Below are 16,156 nucleotides of genomic sequence, written 5' to 3'. Positions count from 1 at the left end.
CTTTTCTGTTTTATCCGGTCTGCTCATCACGGCTGATGGGCTGGATTGGCTGTCTCGAGTCAGGGCTTGAAGGCCCCGATAAAGATGGCGGGATCGACCCTGGCATCGTTGAGGCTGACGTTCCAGTGCATATGGGGGCCGGTGGCACGGCCGGTTGCGCCGACTCGACCGACTATGCCGCCGCGGGGCAGGCTCTGGCCGAGCTTCACATCGATCTTCGACATGTGGCAGAACATGCTGATGAGCCCCTGACCGTGGTCGACAAACACTGTGTTGCCGTTGAAGAAGTAATTGCCAATCAGGATCACCTTGCCAGCAGCCGGTGCCTTGATGGAGGTGCCGGCACCGACCGCGAAGTCGAGTCCTGAGTGGGGGTTTCGCTCCTCGCCATTGAAGAAGCGGCGCAGACCAAACGGGCTGGAGAGGGGCCCCTTGACCGGTTTGTCGAACAGCAAATTGCTGGGCTGGGTGGGACTGAAGGTCTGATAGGCCCGGGTCTGCTCGGCCAGTTCGCGGTTGATGCGCACCATGTCTTCGGCCAGCGGATTGACCTGGCGGCTGTTCTTGAGCTTGATGTGCTGCTCGCGATAGTGCTTGGGCGTGACTGTGAAGCTGAGGGTGCGGCCATCATTGATCGCCAGCTGCTGGGGTCCCTGCGGGGTTTTGAGGGGTATGCCGACGATGGCAATCCAGCGTTGGCCATCCTCTCGCACGACTAGCACAGGCTTGTCCTGATAGCGGACTGTGGGGGCCTGCAGCCCATTCCCGAGTGGTACCACGGCCACACCGCCGGGCACAGGGTGGTTGAGCAGACGGCTGACAAATCCCTCGGCGAGGGCGGACTGGCTGGCCAATAGCAACAACAGACAACAAACGACTCTCATGACAGATCCACGCTATGGGTTGGGTCAAACGAACAAGGTTAAGGGCATCAGGAGGCCGGCTGGAAGTGCTGGTAGATGGCCTCCATCTGGACCGAGACCTCCTGGCGCACCAGATCCAGCTCCAGCATCTCTTGCAGCACTTTCAGCTGGCTCGGGTTCAGGAAGGCACGGCTGCTCTCCAGCACGCGCTGGGTATAGGCCTTCTGGTTTTCCAGATAGGTACTGGCATCGCCACTCTCCTGCTGGGACAGTTGCTGATTGGCATCGCTCAGCAGACGCGTCAGGGATTGGCGCTGGGTCGGGGCCAGCAGCTCGCCGCGTTCCGCCAGCCGGCCCTGGATCTCCAGCAGTCGATTGATGTCACCCGAGTAGAGATCCTGCTCCAGCCGGGTGCGGGTATCCTCACCCAGCAGGTTGCTGATATTGCTCCAGATCCGCTGGCTCTCCTGCTCATAGGCATCGGGGTGATCGAAGCCGAGGCGGTAGAGCTCGCGCAACAGCTCTTGCACCTGACCGCGCACATCCTCCACTACGTCCAGCCGGTCGAATACCGTGGTGAGATGGCGGCCCTGCTCTGCATCGTAGAGGCGCTCGATCAGCACAGAGCCGTCGCTGGACTGGCTCCACTGGCTGATGGCGGCCTCCAGCTCCGGATTGGGGGGAATAGCTTCCTGAGCAGTGGTTGGCTCCCCCTGAGCGTTTTTGCCCGGCAGCTTGGCCATCAGGTTCTGGCCCGTGCTCTGGCTGGCGTTCGGGTTTGCAGCCCCGTCGCACTGCGCCGTCCGGGGGCCGGTATCGGGCTCGGGTTGGGAATGGTCTGCGGTGGCAGGCTGGGCCTGCCATTGCCAGAGATTGAGCAGCAGTGAGGCCAGCAGGATCAGTGCCAGATGAAGTTTACGCATCTTGGATTCTCTTGAATAAGTGAATGCCCCTGGTGCGGGGGTCTCTTATGATAACTGTAACGCCTGATACAAGCAGCCATGACATGCGAAGTGCTCGCCTATGGTCACCGCCATTGAGTCAGTCGGCCCATGGCTCTAGAATCGGCAGCCAGCCCGTTATCATCTGAGGAAACGTTATGAATGGATTGTCCCCCCTGCGAGCCGAACCCGCCCGTCACCCCATCGGGCGTGGCTGGGTCTGGGTGCGATCCGGTTTCGATATTTTCAACAAGGGCATGGGTGTCAGCGTCGCCATGGTCCTGGTCTGGTTCGCGGTCGGTCTGCTGCTGGATCGCCTGCCTGCGGGCGGCCTCATCTCCCAGTTGCTTTATATGGTGTGGGGTGCTGGCTGGGTGGTCGTGGCCCATCGGGGCTATGAGGGAAATGAGCTCAAATTTGCCGACTTCTTCGCCGGGTTTCGCAACAAGCTGACCCCGCTGATGCTGGGGGGCCTGCTGGTGCTGGCCCTGTTCACCCTGATCGGCCTCATTTGCCTGGGGCTGCTCTCCATGTGGGGGCTGACCTCCCTGCTGACCCAGGATCCCGAATCCATGGTGGTGAGCGTGGCTCAGGCGCAAGGGCTCTTGCTCTGTCTGTTGCTGGGACTGGCACTGCTGATCCCTGTATTGATGGCCATCACCTTCGCACCCGCCCTCATCTATTTCCACGATATGGGCATATTGCAGGCAGCCAGATTGAGTTTCAGGGGCTGTCTCACCAACATGTGGCCTTTCCTCTGGTGGGGCCTGATCACGGCTGGTCTGATGCTGTTTGGCGCCGCCCTGATGTTGATTGGCCTGCTGGTGGTGATACCGGCCCTCAACTACTCCATCTATGTGGCGTATCGTGACATCTATCTGGATGTGGCTCAGGAGGCTCCGTCCGAGGCGCCATTGACCGGTTTTGAAGCCTGATCCGGCTACAACTGACCGGGATATACAGTGACAAGGGGCCTGCGGGCCCCTTTTGCATGGTGTCGTTTTACTCCTGCCACATGGGGTCGGCCCCCATTCTGACCACCAGAAAATCGAGGAAGCTGCGCAGCAGGGGAGACATCTGTTTGCGGGTACCATACACACCGTAGACGCCGAGCCGTTTGGGTTGCCACTGGCTCAGCAGGGGCACCAGAGCACCGCTTTCCAGATAAGGTTGCGCCGAGTAACGGGGCTGCATGCTGATGCCTGCCCCGCCCAGGGTGGCCTCCAGCAGCAGGTTGGAGATGTTGGCGCTGAGATTGCCGCTGACTGGCACGGATTCCGGTCCGGCCGGCCCCTGAAACTCCCACAGGCTCTTGCCAAAATAGGTGTAGGTGAGGCAGTTGTGCAGGGCGAGATCCTGCACTTTCTGTGGAGTCGGGTGCCTTGCCAGATAAGCCGGACTGGCACAGACCACTGAGTGGCAGGTGCCGAGCCGGCGTGCCACCAGGTTGGGATCCAGATCATTGGTGATGCGAATGGCCAAGTCGATCCGCTCCTCCACCAGATTGACGGTGCGGTCCAGCAGCAGTATATCGATGGCGGTACCCGCATACTGGGCCAGGTAGTCATTGGCAGCTCCCACCAGCAGGGCTTCCGATAGGGAGTAGCTGCTGGTGATACGCAGTTGTCCCTTGGGCGCCTCATCGCCCCGGATGGCGATCTGCTCCATCTCTTCCCCCAGCGCCAGCATGGCTCTGGCCCGGTTCAGTGCCTCTTCCCCCGGGCCGGTCAGGCTCAGTCTGCGTGTGGTGCGATGCAGCAGACGAGCCCCCATCCACTGTTCCAGTTCCGCCAGATAGCGCGTCACCATGGCGCGCGACATCTCCAGCTTCTCCCCGGCGCCACTCAGGCTGCCCTGTTCGACTACGCTGACAAAGACCCGTAATGCGGTCAGTCGATCCATGTGCAGGTCCTCTATATGTTCGATTAATGCAACAGTGATGCGCTTATTATGCTGTATTTGTACCGTTAATGATCCAATAAACTGTGTCCATCTGATGAACCACCCGATGACTTGATAAGGAATACCCGATGAACAATACCCTGATCCGCAATTTGACCCTGGCTACCACCCTGTTGAGTGGCGCTGCCCTGGCAGGCCCCCTGACCGTGACTGTCTACAACCCGGGTGAGAAGGCGATCTTCCCGGTCTCTTCCTCCCTGGTGGCTGGCGAAAAAGAGGCCATTCTGATCGACGCCCAGTTTGATGTGAAAAACGGTCAGGCCCTGGTCGACATGATCAAGAAAAGCGGCAAGCAGTTGACCACCGTTTATATCAGCGCGGGCGATCCCGATTTCTACTTTGGTCTGGAGCCCATCCTGGCTGCATTCCCTGGTGTCAAAGTGCTGGCAGACCAGCATGTGATCGACCACATCAACAAGACCAAAGATGACAAGCTGACCTATTGGGGACCTATTTTGGGCGACGGCTCACCCAAGAGCCTGACAGTACCTCAGGTACTGACGGCCAACCACCTGACCCTGGAAGGGGAAAAGATTGAAATCAAAGAGATGAACACCCCGACCGCTTACCTCTGGGCGCCGTCCATCAAGACCGCATTCGGTGGCGTACCGGTTTATCACGGTGTTCACGTGTGGATGGCGGACAGCCAGACCAAGGAAGCCCGTGCTCACTGGGTGAAGACCCTCAACGAATTGCAGGCGATGAAGCCCGAGCGCGTCGTACCGGGCCACTTCCTGGGCACTGAGCCCAAGGGAACCGAAGCCGTGACCTTTACCCGTGACTACGTACAGCGTTTCGAGCAGGAGCTGGCCAAATCCAAGAATTCTGGCGAGTTGATTGAAAGCATGAAGAAAGCCTTCCCGTCTCTGCCGGTCGATGACGGCCTGGCCATCGGTGCCAAGGTCAACACCGGCGAAATGAAGTGGTAAGCCACTGAGCCTGCTTTCCCTGTGTTTTTTGCCGGGCCATAGGGCCCGGTTTTTTTAGCCAGACAATCGAGAGTGAATCACATGAAAGAGACAAGCCTGCATTACGTATATGACCCCCTCTGCGGCTGGTGCTATGGCGCAGCCCCCTTGCTGCAAGCGGCTGCCGGGATAGCGGGCCTTCGCATTGAACTCCATGCCGGCGGCCTCTGGCTTGGCGAGCGTCGCCAGCCCATGGGCCTGGCACTGCGCGATTACGTTCGCCCTCATGACGAGCGGATCCAGGCCCTGACTGGCCAGCCCTTCGGCGAGCGCTACTTCAACGACTTGCTGCTCAGTGATGGCCTCTTGCTCGATTCGGAGCAGCCCATCCGTGCCATCCTGGCGATCACGGCGCTGGGTGGCAATGGCCTGGCCCTGCTTCATCGCATCCAACAGTCCCATTATCGCGATGGCATCTGGGTCGGCTCCCTCGCACACCTGAGCAGCCTGACGGCAGATCAGGGCATTGACTCAGCTGCATTTGCAGATGCCTATCAGAACGTGGATCTGACCACTCATCTGGTGGACAGTCAGGGCTGGATGCGCCGCCTCGGCGGTCAGGGCTATCCCACACTGGGTCTGGTGCTGGGTGACAAGGTGACGCCGGTGTCGGCTTCGTCCTTCCTGGGGGAACCGGAGGCATTTGCTCGCAAGCTCCAGGAGCTGATGGGGCGTTGAATTTATTTCCCTGGGGTTGAGGCGTTGAATGAAAGTGAACCTTGGCTGAGAGAGGCCGACTCTTCCTACCAGCGTCGCCCTCATGCTATCCACGGACATGACGATATATTGACTAGCGGATAGTTTGAAAATCATCCGCTTGCGCTCATCGCGCTATGCTCTATGGGTGATGGCTCGGGAGTGTGGCTCCACGGGTTTGCGTCCAGCCGCCAAGGATACCAATCATGTTCAAAAATATGTCTATAGGTCAGAAGTTGAGTGCCGGCTTTGCCGTATTAGCCGTGCTGGTTCTGGGGTTGGCGTGGTTTTCCATCGCTCAGCTGTCACGCCTTTACGGTGATACTGAAACTATCTCCGGGAACTTGTTGCCATCGACCCGCTATGCCAGCCAGATGCATGTGGCCATTCTCGATGCCCGTCGCTCCGAGCTGGCGATGGTAATTGGAGGTTTGAATAAGGACAGTCAAGAGGTTAGCGAACGTACCGCCACGTTTAACAAGGCGAAGCAGGAATTTGATGCAGCAGCACAAAAATATGGTGCCCTATCATTCAGCACGGATGAAGAAAAGCAGACTTATGCACAACTGCTCGCTGCGGGTGCTAAGTATTTTTCCGTGCATGAGGAGCTGGTGACAGCCTTTTCCAATGGTGATCTCGAACGTGTCAAAAGTCTGCGTAAAAACGAGACCCGTGTTGCCTTGGAAGAGGTGGGTTCCAAATCCTATCGTCTGCGCGAGATCAACAACGAGATCGCCGACGGCATGGTCAAATCGGTTGCTGAGCTTTACAGCAACTCGCGCAACATGAGCATCCTGGTAGGAGTGGTGACACTGGCGTTCGTCGTGGTCGTGGCCTGGTTGTTGACCGGCCAGATCCGTAATCCTGTCATGGCCCTGCTGGAGCAGACTCGCAAGGTATCTGCCGGTGATTTGGCTACTCAGCTTGACTTGAGACAGTTTAACAACGACGAACTGGGGCAGTTGGCCAAGGGGTTTGGCGAGATGCAGGGCAATTTGCGCAATCTGGTCAGCGAGGTGTCTGGCTCGGTAGTGCAACTCAGCTCGGCGTCAGAGGAGATAAGTGCCGTCGCCCGTCAATCCGCCAGCAATATGAACAATCAGCAGCATGAGCTGAACCAGCTGGCCACCGCCATGAACGAGATGCAGGCCACAGTGCAGGAGGTCTCCCGCAATACCAGTGACGCCGCCAGTGCTGCGACTCAGGCCAGCAGTACCGCCGAGCTTGGGGCTCGTACCGTCAACGACTCCATCAAGCGCATTGAGCAGGTGGCTGGTGCCATCGAGAGCACGGCCGTGGTGATCCGCCAGCTCGGCGATGACAGTCGTAATATTGGAATGGTGCTGGAGGTCATTCGTGGCATAGCCGAGCAGACCAACCTGCTGGCGTTGAACGCCGCCATCGAAGCGGCACGGGCCGGTGAGCAGGGCCGTGGTTTTGCCGTGGTGGCCGATGAAGTACGCACCCTGGCCAAACGCACTCAGGACTCCACTTCCCAGATCAACACCATCATCGCCGAGCTGCAGCAGCGGGCCGAACAGGCTGGCACTACCATGCAGCAGAGCCAGGAGATGATGAACTCCACCGTGAGTACGGCGCGAGAGGCAGGAGCGTCCATCTCCGAGATCAGCGGCTCAGTGGAGAGCATCTCCCACATGAACATCCAGATTGCCACCGCAACCGAAGAGCAGGGTGCGGTGAGCGAAGAGCTCAACCGCAACGTGGTCAACATCAGCCACGCCTCGGAAGAGGTGGCGGCCGGCGCGACCCAGATGGCGCAAGCCTGCAACGACCTCAACCATTTGGCGACCCAATTGCAGGAGATGGTGCGCCGCTTCCGGGTGTAATGACGGTTTGACACTCGCCGCTTGAGCGGGCCCGGATCCTGGATCCAGGCCCGTTTTGTTTTTCCATCCACCCCTCTTTTTCCATTCAGTCACCATCCCTTGTCCCTCCTGTCTTTCTTGGGCATGCTAATGGCCCATTTGGTTGGCAGGATTCTGGATGTATGAACCTTCGCGATCTCGAGTATTTGGTGGCACTGGAAGAGGAGAAACACTTTCGCAAGGCGGCGGAGCGCTGCTTCGTCAGCCAGCCTACCCTGAGTGGTCAGCTGCGCAAGCTGGAAGATGAACTGGGGGTGATCCTGATTGAGCGTACCTCGCGCAAGGTGCTGTTTACCCCGGCCGGTGATGCCATGGCCCATCAGGCACGCAAGGTGCTAAAAGAGGTGCGTGAACTCAAGAACATAGGCCAGCACTTTGCCGAGCCCATGTCTGGCGAGATCCATATTGGCTTCATTCCCACCGTCGGTCCCTATCTGTTGCCCCACATCATTCAGGACCTGCGCGAGCATTTTCCCAAGCTGGAGTTCTACCTCTATGAGGAGCAAACCCAGTTGCTGCTCAAACGGCTGGAGGAGGGAGAGCTGGATTGCCTCATCCTCGCCGAGCTGGACGGAATGGAAGGGTTTGGCTCTATCCCCCTCTATCAGGAGCCCATGTGGCTGGCGGTGCCGCAGCACCACCCGGAAGCCAAGGCCAGGGCTGTGCCGCTTAGCAATCTCAAGGGCAAGAAACTGCTGATGCTGGCCGATGGTCACTGCTTGCGGGATCAGGCGATGGGATTCTGTTTTGCCGCCGGCATCGGTGAGGATCAACGCTTCAAGGGCACCAGTCTGGAGACGCTGCGCAACATGGTCGCTGCCGGCAGTGGCATGACCCTGGTGCCCAGGCTTGCCGTACCCGCCAATGCCGAGGAGGGCGGCGTCAGCTATCGGCCTGTGGTCGACCCAGTGCCGGGGCGTACCATCTCACTGCTCTATCGTCACTACTCGGTACGCAGGCCCTGCTTTAACGAGCTGGCCTCCCGCATTTCCAGCCTGATGAAGAGCCTGCTCGGCTGACATTGCAGGCGTAGAAAAAGAAAACCGGCGCCTTGGCGCCGGTTTTGTCATCTGGTGTTGCTTAGAAGATATCGTCGGTGGAGACGGGTCCGTCAGTGGGCGAGCCATCGCCGCCATACACCTGATTGCCGTCCGAGCTCTGGGTCGCAAAGCGGGTCGGTTCCGTGCCTTCCTTGAAGAACTCCTCGGTGCTGCCGTCTGCGCGGTTGGTCAGCAGACCGGTTTCACGGTCGATCCGCACCGTGATGATCCCCTCCGGTACCGGCATCTTGCGCTCGGGCACCTGTTTGAGCGCCGTCTTCATGAAGTCGATCCAGATGGGCTGCGCAGCACCACCACCAAACTCGGCCCGGCCCAAACCACGCTGGTGGTTGTCAAAACCGATCCAGGAGGTGGCGACCAGATTCGGGGTATAGCCGGAGAACCAGGCATCACGGGATTCGTTGGTGGTACCCGTCTTGCCGGAGATATCGTGACGCTTGAGATCCCGCGCCGCGCGCCAGCCGGTACCACGCCAGCCATTGCCACCCCAGATGGCGGTGGTCAGGGTATCTGTGACCAGGAAGGCGCTCTGGGCACTGATGGTCTGCGGCGCCATGTTGTTGGGCACGACAGGATCGATCGGGCACTGGGCCTTCCAGTCAGGAGCTGTATTGGCATAGGCATCGGCACTGTCGAGGCCTGCCGCCGCCAGTACGCCGCAATCACGGCAGGCTGCAGCCGGATTGGCCTGATAAACGGGTACGCCAAAGCTGTCGACTACTTCCGTGATGAAGTAGGGGGTCACCTGGAAGCCGCCATTGGCGAGGACTGAATAGCCACGCACCACTTCCAGCGGGGTGAATTCGGCGGCGCCCAGTGCCAGCGATTCGTTAGCGGAGATGGTATCGCGCGCGAATCCGAAGCGGGTCAGACCGTCGATATAGGTGTCCAGACCGATGGCGCGCATCAGCCGCACCGACATTACGTTCTTGGACTTGGCAAGGCCGAGACGCAGTGAGGTGGGGCCTTCGTAGATGGCCGGGGAGTTCTTGGGCTGCCACATGGGGCCCTTGGAGGGATCCCACTGGTTGATGGGCGCATCGTTGATGAGGGAGGCCAAGGTATAGCCCTGCTCAAGCGCTGTGGCATAGAGGAAAGGCTTGATGTTGGAACCTATCTGGCGGCGTGCCTGATCGACCCGGTTGAATTTGGACAGCTCGAAGCTGAAACCGCCAACCAGTCCCTCTATGGCACCATCCTGCGGATTCATGGCCACCAGAGCCGCATTGACCTCGGGGATCTGGGAGAGCAGCAAGGCTTCGCCCTTCTCTCGGACCCAAATCTGGGCGCCAACTTTCAGCACATCACGGGCGGAACGGGGGGCGTAGCCCTGGCGATCGTCTGTGATGAAGGCGCGAGCCCACTTGATGCCATTCCAGCCAAGCTCAGCCTGCTTGCCATTTTTCAGCACCAGGGTCGCCCCTTTGTCATCCAGCTTGGTGACCACGGCCGCCATCAGGGGTTCATAAGTAGGTTGCTTGGCCAGATGGGCCATTATCTGCTCGTAATCCCAATCGGCTTCGCCTGATTTCCACAGCAGTGCTGTCACGCCACGGTAACCGTGACGAGTGTCATAGTCGAACACCCCATCCAGCAAGGCCTGCCGAGCGGCACGCTGGCGCTTGGCACTGACAGTGGTATAGACGTGCAGGCCCATGGTGTAGGCATCTTCACCGAACTGCTGCACCATCTTCTGGCGCACCATCTCCCCCAGATAGGGAGCATTAAGGGTGATCTCGGCACCGTGATAACGGGCCTTGATGGGCATCTTGGACGCCTCGTCATACTGGGCCTGGGTGATCTTGCCGGTTTCCAGCATACGACCCAGCACCACGTTGCGGCGGGCAAAGGCACGTTCCGGTGAACGGATCGGGTTCAGCATGGACGGTGCCTTGGGCAAGCCGGCTATGATGGCGATCTCGTCCAGGGTCAAATCCTTGACCTCTTTGCCGAAGTAGACCTGAGCGGCTGCACCGACCCCGAAGGCACGGTAACCGAGGGGGATCTTGTTCAGATAGAGCTGCAGAATTTCGTCTTTGGAGAGATTCTGCTCGATGCGCCAGGCCAGAAACACCTCCTTGACCTTGCGCACTATGGTTTTTTCGTTGCTCAGGAAGAAGTTGCGGGCGACCTGCTGAGTGATGGTACTGGCACCCTGGCGAGCCTGGCCGGAAACAGCCCAGACAGTGGCCGCCCGAACGATACCGATCGGGTCGATACCCGGATGCTCATAGAAGCGGGCATCCTCGGTCGCGAGCACGGCATCGATCATGGGTTGGGGAATTTCGTTCAGATGCAGAGGGATGCGACGAATTTCGCCAAATTGGGAGATCAACTCCCCATCCCGGCTGTACACCTTCATCGGGGTGGCCAGCTTGACGTCGCGCAGGGCGGTCACATCCGGCAATTGGGGCTTGATGTAGAAGTAGATACCGATGAGGCTGGCAACACCCAGCACAGCACCCAGTATCATGACAATAAACAGGCGTACGAGCCATTTCAGCATGGAAGAACTACCAATCGTCTTAAAATTAGCCAACGGGCGCAGAGTATAGCCCTTTTGCCTCCGTAAATTCGAGGTTTTCCTGTTCGTAGTCAGGGTCCTCGACAAGAGGCGGGAGGTTAGCATTCTGTGGCTCAATAACCAAGGGGAGGTGGGGGCAGCCAGAAAGCGAGATGCATCACTTTTCGGTACAAACTTTATGACATTGATAGATAGAGCATTTAGGATGAGTTAAGCCGTCACCTTGCTGTGAGCTGTCCTACAATCAATCCTAAAACCCAATAACGCATGGATGTGTATATGTTTGGGCTATTCAATAAAGGTTCCTTGCTTCCCTTGGCAGGTATTGATTTTGGGAGCCAGACCATCAAGGCCGTGACCATCACTGGTCGCCCCGGCAAACTGCATCTCGAATCGGTGGCGGAAGTCGTCACCCCAAAGGGCACCTTGGTCGATTACCAGTTGCAGGATATCGAACGGGTCAGCCAGTCTCTCAAGACACTCAAGCGCCTTATCAATGGCAACAGCCAGTATGCGGCCACTGCCGTTACCGGCTCCAATGTCATTACCAAGGTGATCCAGGTCGATGCTCGCCTCAGCGAAAATGAACTGGAAAATCAGGTGCAGCTGGAAGCCGAGCAGATTATCCCTTTCCCCCTCGATGAAGTGAGCCTGGATTTTGAGATCCTGAGCCTGGCCAGTGATCAGGACCGGCAGGAAGTGTTGCTGAGTGCGGCCCGTACCGAAAGCGTGAACGGGCGGGTCAGCGCCCTGGCAGAGGCGGGCATGACCACCAAGGTGGTGGATGTGGGAGCTCATGCCCTTGGGCGAGCCGTCCTCGCCTGCCAGCCCGAGCTGCTTGCCTGGGAAAAACCGGTTGGGGTGATCGATATCGGGGCCAGTGCCATGACGTTTGCGGCCTTGGTCAAAGGACAGACGATTTATTCCAGACTGCAGAATTTTGGCGGGGATCAATACAGTCAGGCACTCTCCTCTTTTTACAGCATGAGCCTGGAGGAAGCCGAGCAGGCCAAGATCAAAGGCACTCTGCCCGCTGACCATGAGCTGGATGTGCTGTTACCCCATATCAATGCCCTGTTGCAGCAAGTCAGGCGCAACGTTCAACTGTTTTGCAGCTCCTCTGGCTATCGGGAGTTGTCAAAGCTTGTCCTGACCGGAGGCGGGAGCCTGCTGCCCGGGCTTGTTAGTCAATTGCAAGATGAACTCAATTGTGAGGTGTTGCATCCGGATCCTTTCAGCTTGTTCGGCAAGCCGAAAGGGGAGGGCGGTGTGGTCCATGGTGCCAAGTACATGACGGCGCTGGGGCTGGCATTGAGGAGCTTCACACCATGTCAAATATAAACCTGCTTCCCTGGCGCGAAGCCCGCGCCCTGCGCCAGAAGAAACAGTTCGGGGTCATGCTCGGGATTTTCCTGGCGATCACCGCTTCTCTCGGCTTTGCCGCCGACTGGCTGGTGAAGCAGCAGATCAGCCATCAGCAGCAGCGCAATCAGCGTTTGTTGCAAGAGATGACCATACTCGATGCGCAACTTGGCGAGATCCGCTTGCTCAAGGAGCGACGCAAGGAGCTGATCGATCGCATGCAGTTGATTGAACAGCTGCAGATGCGTCGCAATCTGCCGGTTCGCCTGTTCAATCAGCTGCCTTCGCTGGTGCCTAATGGTGTTTATCTGAATACGCTTGCTTTGCAAAGCAACCGGATCGACGTCAACGGCAAGACCGAAGCCTATGGCAGGGTCGCCAGCATGATGCGGCGCATCGATGGCTCCGGCTGGCTGAGTCAGTCACAGATCAGCACGATTTTTGCGGCAGATGTCGCACCTGTGTCGCTGAGTCAGTTCTCCATGATGTTTCTGGTCGCGACGACAGCCGGCGTCACCGTCGATGTGACTAAGGGGCAACAATGAACCTGCAACAACTCAATGAACTGGATCTCAACAGCATTGCCAGCTGGCCCAAGCTGGCCAAAGGGATTTTCATCCTGTTTTTCTGTGCGCTGCTGGGGGGGGCCATCTATTACTACGTGATAGCAAATTCGTTGACCTTGCTGACTCAGGAGACAAATAAAGAAGCGGAGCTGAAGGGGCAGTTTGAGAGCAAGGCGATGCTTGCAGCCAATCTGGGCGCATACAAGGCGCAAATGGTGCAGCTTGAACAACTGGTGGATGCCCAGCTCAAGCAGTTACCCAACACCCATGAGGTGGCGGGTTTGCTGGACGATATCAGTTTCATCGCGACCGACAATGGCCTCAAATTGAATCGCATCAATTGGGAGCCAGAGATCAAGCACGAGTTTTCCACCGAACTGCCCATGCGTATCGAAGTGGTGGGCACTTACAATCAGATTGGCAAGTTCACGGCGGACATGGCGGCTTTGCCGCGCATCGTCATCCTTGAGTCGTTCAACCTTGGCCAGAGCAAGGGAGAAGATGAGCTGATCGCCATGTCGATGCTGGCCAAGACCTACAAGTACAACGGCAAGTCAGTGGGGCAGAAAAAATGAGAATGATCTGCGTGCTATTGCCGGTGTGTTTGCTGACCGCCTGCAGTGGCCAGGATGACATGGATAACTATGTGGCTCAGACCAAGGCCAGGAAGCCGGTCCCCATTGAGCCATTGCCTGAAATCAAACCCTTTTCTCCCATGGCTTATCGGCTCAGTGAGCAGCGTAGCCCCTTTATTACTCCCCAGCCGGAGACCAGCAGTGCCAAGGTCGATGCCAAGGTAAAGCCTGATTGTGCCCAGATAGTGGCCAACCGGGAGAAGGAGGTACTGGAGAGGTACTCTCTGGCCAACCTCATCATGCAGGGCTCCCTTGGCCAGCAAGGGCAGCTGTGGGCTCTGGTCCGGACGCCGGATGGTCAATCCATACGGGTTGGTCTCAATCAGCACATGGGATTGGATCAGGGGCGGGTGATCAGGATCACTGACACTAGCGTGGATTTGATTGAGACTGTACCGGATGGCAAAGGATGTTGGGTCACCAGAGAAACCCAGTTGAGCATGGCCAATCTTGAAGCAAAACGATAATCAGGGATGAACTGCGATGAGAGCAACAATAGGTAGTGTCACCAGAGTAGTCCTGCTGTTTTGCGCCGGAGTATGTGGCCAGGCCTGGGCCGTGGCCACATTGCAAGAGGTCAGGGTCAATCCGCTGATGGCCGATCAGCTGTTGCTGGAATTGAGCTTCAGTGAACCCGTCAGCGGATTTACCGACCGCCTCTCCTACCAGCCTAATCAGCTGCTGTTGCACGTGCCGGGGGCCGTGGGGGCGCTCAATGTCAATCCTCTGTCCATCAAGCAACAGGGGGTCGACAACCTCAAGGTAGAGGGTAAAGGGACAGGTCTCGACATCAAGATTGCCCTCGACCAATTGACCCCTTATCAGGTGCATCAGCAGGGCAACAAGCTGCTGGTGGCACTGGGAGACAAGGCAAGCATGCCGCCTCCTGCCTCGTCCCAGTCATCCGGCATGGTATCGTCAGCACAGTCTGCGCCGGTCAATACACAAGCCGTCACTCAGTCAGCCTTGATTAATACCCAGATAGTTGCCCAGTCAGCCCAGGCTGCCGCCCCTGTTGCCAGCAAACCGGTTTTGCCCGTATCCCGCACCGAGGCGAGCGGCGCCTATTTCAATTCCGTCAAGGGCGTGGACTTCAGACGGGGCAAGGATGGGCAGGGGGAGTTTCTGGTGATGCTGGACAACAGCTCTGCGGCGGTGGACGTCAGCAGCCGCGGGCAGACAGTGCTGGCCAAATTTCATGGCACCCGGATACCGGATGAGCTGCTCAACCTGATCAATGTGCAGGACTTCGCCACCCCCGTCTCCCAGGTGGAAGTGTTTCGTCAGGGCAATGACACCCTGTTCGAGCTCTCCGTCAACGGCCAGTTTGATTACCGTTACGATCAGGCTGACAAAATGTTCATCGTAGAGGTGAAGAAACGCATAGCGGCAACGGCTGGAAAACAGTATCAGGGCAAGCCTATCTCGCTCAACTTCCAGGATATCCCGGTGCGAACCGTGTTGCAGCTCATCGCTGATTTCAACAACCTCAATCTGGTCACCACGGACTCAGTGGCAGGCAACATTACCTTGCGACTCGATGGCGTGCCCTGGGAGCAGGCGCTGGACATCATCCTCAAGGTGAGAGGGCTGGATAAACGGCTGGATAACAATATCTTGCTGGTCGCGCCTGCCGAAGAGATTGCGCTGCGTGAGAAGCAGCAACTGGAGAGTCGCAACCAGGTGGCCGAGTTGGCCCCTCTCTACACCGAATACCTGCAGATCAACTATGCCAAGGCGACCGAGGTAGCCTCCCTGCTCTCCTCCGAGAACACCAAGCTGCTCTCTGCCAGAGGGGCGGTGAGCGTGGATGAGCGGACCAACGTGCTGGTGGTCAAGGACACTGCCGATGTGATCAGCAACATCAAGCGGATGCTGGATATCCTCGACATTCCGGTCAAGCAGGTGGTGATCGAAGCGCGCATGGTCACCATAGATGATGGTTTTGACGAGGCACTCGGGGTGCGCTGGGGGGTGACCAAGAACGACGGGCACGGTAACAGTACCTCAGGCAGCATCGAGGGCAACGATGGATCAGGCAACAACAACGGTGGTTCTGCCATCACTCGACCCGGGGTAGAAGACAGGATGAACGTCAACCTGCCGGTCACCAACGCCGCTGGTACCCTGGCATTCCAGGTTGCTCGTCTGGCGGATGGCACTCTGCTGGATCTTGAACTGTCGGCGCTGGAAAAGGAGAGCAAGGCCGAGATTATCGCGAGTCCAAGAGTCACTACGGCCAACCAGAAACCTGCATTGATCGAGCAGGGGACCGAGATCCCCTATGTGGAGTCCTCCTCCAGTGGCGCTACCTCGGTTACCTTCAAGAAGGCTGTCCTCAGCCTCAAGGTTACCCCCCAGATCACACCGGACAACCGGGTTATTCTGGACTTGACCGTGACCCAGGATACCAAGGGTGAAACGGTACCGACCGGTACCGGTGATGCGGTTTCCATCAACGCCCAGTCCATCACGACCCAGGTGCTGGTCAATAATGGCGAGACCCTGGTGCTCGGCGGCATCTATCAGCAGACCATCAAGAGCGACGTCAGCAAGGTGCCTCTGCTTGGTGATATCCCGGGCCTTGGCGTGTTGTTTCGCAAGACAACCAGCGAGAATAAAAAGCGGGAATTGCTGATTTTCGTGACACCCAAGATAGTTACCGACGCCTTCTGAATGCTTTACATGTGAG

General features: G+C 58.0%; 14 protein-coding genes. 10 read left to right on the top strand and 4 right to left on the bottom strand.

The window, feature by feature from the left end; translation table 11 throughout:
• Window positions 1-59 precede the first annotated feature (59 nt).
• Together AC1P02_RS21745 and AC1P02_RS21740 are read right to left on the bottom strand one after the other, a co-directional pair.
• Complete coding sequence (locus tag AC1P02_RS21745) at window positions 60-884, bottom strand: peptidoglycan DD-metalloendopeptidase family protein (RefSeq protein WP_485183396.1); 825 nt, start codon at window positions 882-884, stop codon at window positions 60-62.
• 47 nt (window positions 885-931) lie between these two features.
• Window positions 932-1,786, bottom strand: coding sequence for a hypothetical protein (locus tag AC1P02_RS21740; RefSeq protein ID WP_485183394.1), 855 nt, complete (start codon window positions 1,784-1,786; stop codon window positions 932-934).
• Window positions 1,787-1,962: 176 nt separating this feature from the next.
• On the opposite strand from AC1P02_RS21740, the gene AC1P02_RS21735 reads away from it, so the two are divergent.
• Window positions 1,963-2,739: a BPSS1780 family membrane protein gene (locus AC1P02_RS21735; RefSeq protein WP_485183392.1), complete on the top strand. Its 777-nt coding sequence runs from the start codon at window positions 1,963-1,965 to the stop codon at window positions 2,737-2,739.
• A 67-nt stretch (window positions 2,740-2,806) separates the two neighbouring features.
• Here AC1P02_RS21735 and AC1P02_RS21730 read toward each other — a convergent pair whose 3' ends face one another.
• On the bottom strand, window positions 2,807-3,706 hold the full coding sequence (locus AC1P02_RS21730) for a LysR family transcriptional regulator (protein ID WP_059111480.1): 900 nt from the start codon (window positions 3,704-3,706) through the stop codon (window positions 2,807-2,809).
• A 128-nt stretch (window positions 3,707-3,834) separates the two neighbouring features.
• On the opposite strand from AC1P02_RS21730, the gene AC1P02_RS21725 reads away from it, so the two are divergent.
• The 4 genes from AC1P02_RS21725 to oxyR all read left to right on the top strand — a co-directional run bounded on the left by AC1P02_RS21725 (window position 3,835) and on the right by oxyR (window position 8,335).
• Window positions 3,835-4,695, top strand: coding sequence for a Vmh family MBL fold metallo-hydrolase (locus tag AC1P02_RS21725; RefSeq protein ID WP_485183390.1), 861 nt, complete (start codon window positions 3,835-3,837; stop codon window positions 4,693-4,695).
• An 81-nt stretch (window positions 4,696-4,776) separates the two neighbouring features.
• Window positions 4,777-5,412: a DsbA family protein gene (locus AC1P02_RS21720; RefSeq protein WP_485183388.1), complete on the top strand. Its 636-nt coding sequence runs from the start codon at window positions 4,777-4,779 to the stop codon at window positions 5,410-5,412.
• A 224-nt stretch (window positions 5,413-5,636) separates the two neighbouring features.
• Complete coding sequence (locus tag AC1P02_RS21715) at window positions 5,637-7,277, top strand: methyl-accepting chemotaxis protein (RefSeq protein WP_125599459.1); 1,641 nt, start codon at window positions 5,637-5,639, stop codon at window positions 7,275-7,277.
• 161 nt (window positions 7,278-7,438) lie between these two features.
• Window positions 7,439-8,335, top strand: a complete 897-nt coding sequence (oxyR, locus tag AC1P02_RS21710; RefSeq protein WP_021138222.1) for a DNA-binding transcriptional regulator OxyR — start codon at window positions 7,439-7,441, stop codon at window positions 8,333-8,335.
• A 61-nt stretch (window positions 8,336-8,396) separates the two neighbouring features.
• Here oxyR and AC1P02_RS21705 read toward each other — a convergent pair whose 3' ends face one another.
• Window positions 8,397-10,883 (bottom strand): penicillin-binding protein 1A, encoded by a 2,487-nt coding sequence (locus AC1P02_RS21705; RefSeq protein WP_017412034.1) that lies wholly within the window; start codon window positions 10,881-10,883, stop codon window positions 8,397-8,399.
• A 285-nt stretch (window positions 10,884-11,168) separates the two neighbouring features.
• On the opposite strand from AC1P02_RS21705, the gene tapM reads away from it, so the two are divergent.
• From tapM to AC1P02_RS21680, 5 genes are read left to right on the top strand one after another with little or no spacing between them, the layout of a single operon-like run.
• The gene (gene tapM, locus AC1P02_RS21700; protein ID WP_087755105.1) at window positions 11,169-12,242 is read left to right on the top strand and encodes a PilM family type IVa pilus assembly protein TapM; all 1,074 of its coding nucleotides are present in this window, start codon (window positions 11,169-11,171) and stop codon (window positions 12,240-12,242) included.
• Window positions 12,230-12,808: a PilN family type IV pilus biogenesis protein TapN gene (tapN, locus tag AC1P02_RS21695; RefSeq protein WP_005317129.1), complete on the top strand. Its 579-nt coding sequence runs from the start codon at window positions 12,230-12,232 to the stop codon at window positions 12,806-12,808. Before tapM ends, tapN begins: the two co-directional genes overlap by 13 nt.
• Window positions 12,805-13,404 carry a PilO family type IV pilus biogenesis protein TapO gene (gene tapO / locus AC1P02_RS21690; RefSeq protein ID WP_058393823.1) on the top strand — a complete coding sequence of 200 codons (600 nt, stop codon included), beginning with the start codon at window positions 12,805-12,807 and terminating at the stop codon, window positions 13,402-13,404. Before tapN ends, tapO begins: the two co-directional genes overlap by 4 nt.
• On the top strand, window positions 13,401-13,931 hold the full coding sequence (locus AC1P02_RS21685; protein ID WP_011898454.1) for a pilus assembly protein PilP: 531 nt from the start codon (window positions 13,401-13,403) through the stop codon (window positions 13,929-13,931). Before tapO ends, AC1P02_RS21685 begins: the two co-directional genes overlap by 4 nt.
• Window positions 13,932-13,947: 16 nt before the next feature.
• Window positions 13,948-16,140 carry a type IV pilus secretin PilQ gene (locus AC1P02_RS21680; protein ID WP_125607282.1) on the top strand — a complete coding sequence of 731 codons (2,193 nt, stop codon included), beginning with the start codon at window positions 13,948-13,950 and terminating at the stop codon, window positions 16,138-16,140.
• Window positions 16,141-16,156: the final 16 nt, after the last annotated feature.

The organism is Aeromonas sp. TS_SC_11 (genome assembly GCF_057318915.1).
This window is presented reverse-complemented; position numbering and strand designations above follow the sequence as displayed.

Bases quoted from the DNA above. Each gene is read 5' to 3' on its own strand.
- AC1P02_RS21705 (WP_017412034.1), bottom strand. From the start codon at position 10,883: ATGCTGAAATGGCTCGTACGCCTGTTTATTGTCATGATACTGGGTGCT.
- tapM (WP_087755105.1), top strand. From the start codon at position 11,169: ATGGATGTGTATATGTTTGGGCTATTCAATAAAGGTTCCTTGCTTCCC.
- AC1P02_RS21685 (WP_011898454.1), top strand. From the start codon at position 13,401: ATGAGAATGATCTGCGTGCTATTGCCGGTGTGTTTGCTGACCGCCTGC.
- tapN (WP_005317129.1), top strand. From the start codon at position 12,230: ATGTCAAATATAAACCTGCTTCCCTGGCGCGAAGCCCGCGCCCTGCGC.
- AC1P02_RS21745 (WP_485183396.1), bottom strand. From the start codon at position 884: ATGAGAGTCGTTTGTTGTCTGTTGTTGCTATTGGCCAGCCAGTCCGCC.
- AC1P02_RS21680 (WP_125607282.1), top strand. From the start codon at position 13,948: ATGAGAGCAACAATAGGTAGTGTCACCAGAGTAGTCCTGCTGTTTTGC.
- oxyR (WP_021138222.1), top strand. From the start codon at position 7,439: ATGAACCTTCGCGATCTCGAGTATTTGGTGGCACTGGAAGAGGAGAAA.
- AC1P02_RS21735 (WP_485183392.1), top strand. From the start codon at position 1,963: ATGAATGGATTGTCCCCCCTGCGAGCCGAACCCGCCCGTCACCCCATC.
- AC1P02_RS21720 (WP_485183388.1), top strand. From the start codon at position 4,777: ATGAAAGAGACAAGCCTGCATTACGTATATGACCCCCTCTGCGGCTGG.
- tapO (WP_058393823.1), top strand. From the start codon at position 12,805: ATGAACCTGCAACAACTCAATGAACTGGATCTCAACAGCATTGCCAGC.
- AC1P02_RS21715 (WP_125599459.1), top strand. From the start codon at position 5,637: ATGTTCAAAAATATGTCTATAGGTCAGAAGTTGAGTGCCGGCTTTGCC.
- AC1P02_RS21740 (WP_485183394.1), bottom strand. From the start codon at position 1,786: ATGCGTAAACTTCATCTGGCACTGATCCTGCTGGCCTCACTGCTGCTC.
- AC1P02_RS21730 (WP_059111480.1), bottom strand. From the start codon at position 3,706: ATGGATCGACTGACCGCATTACGGGTCTTTGTCAGCGTAGTCGAACAG.
- AC1P02_RS21725 (WP_485183390.1), top strand. From the start codon at position 3,835: ATGAACAATACCCTGATCCGCAATTTGACCCTGGCTACCACCCTGTTG.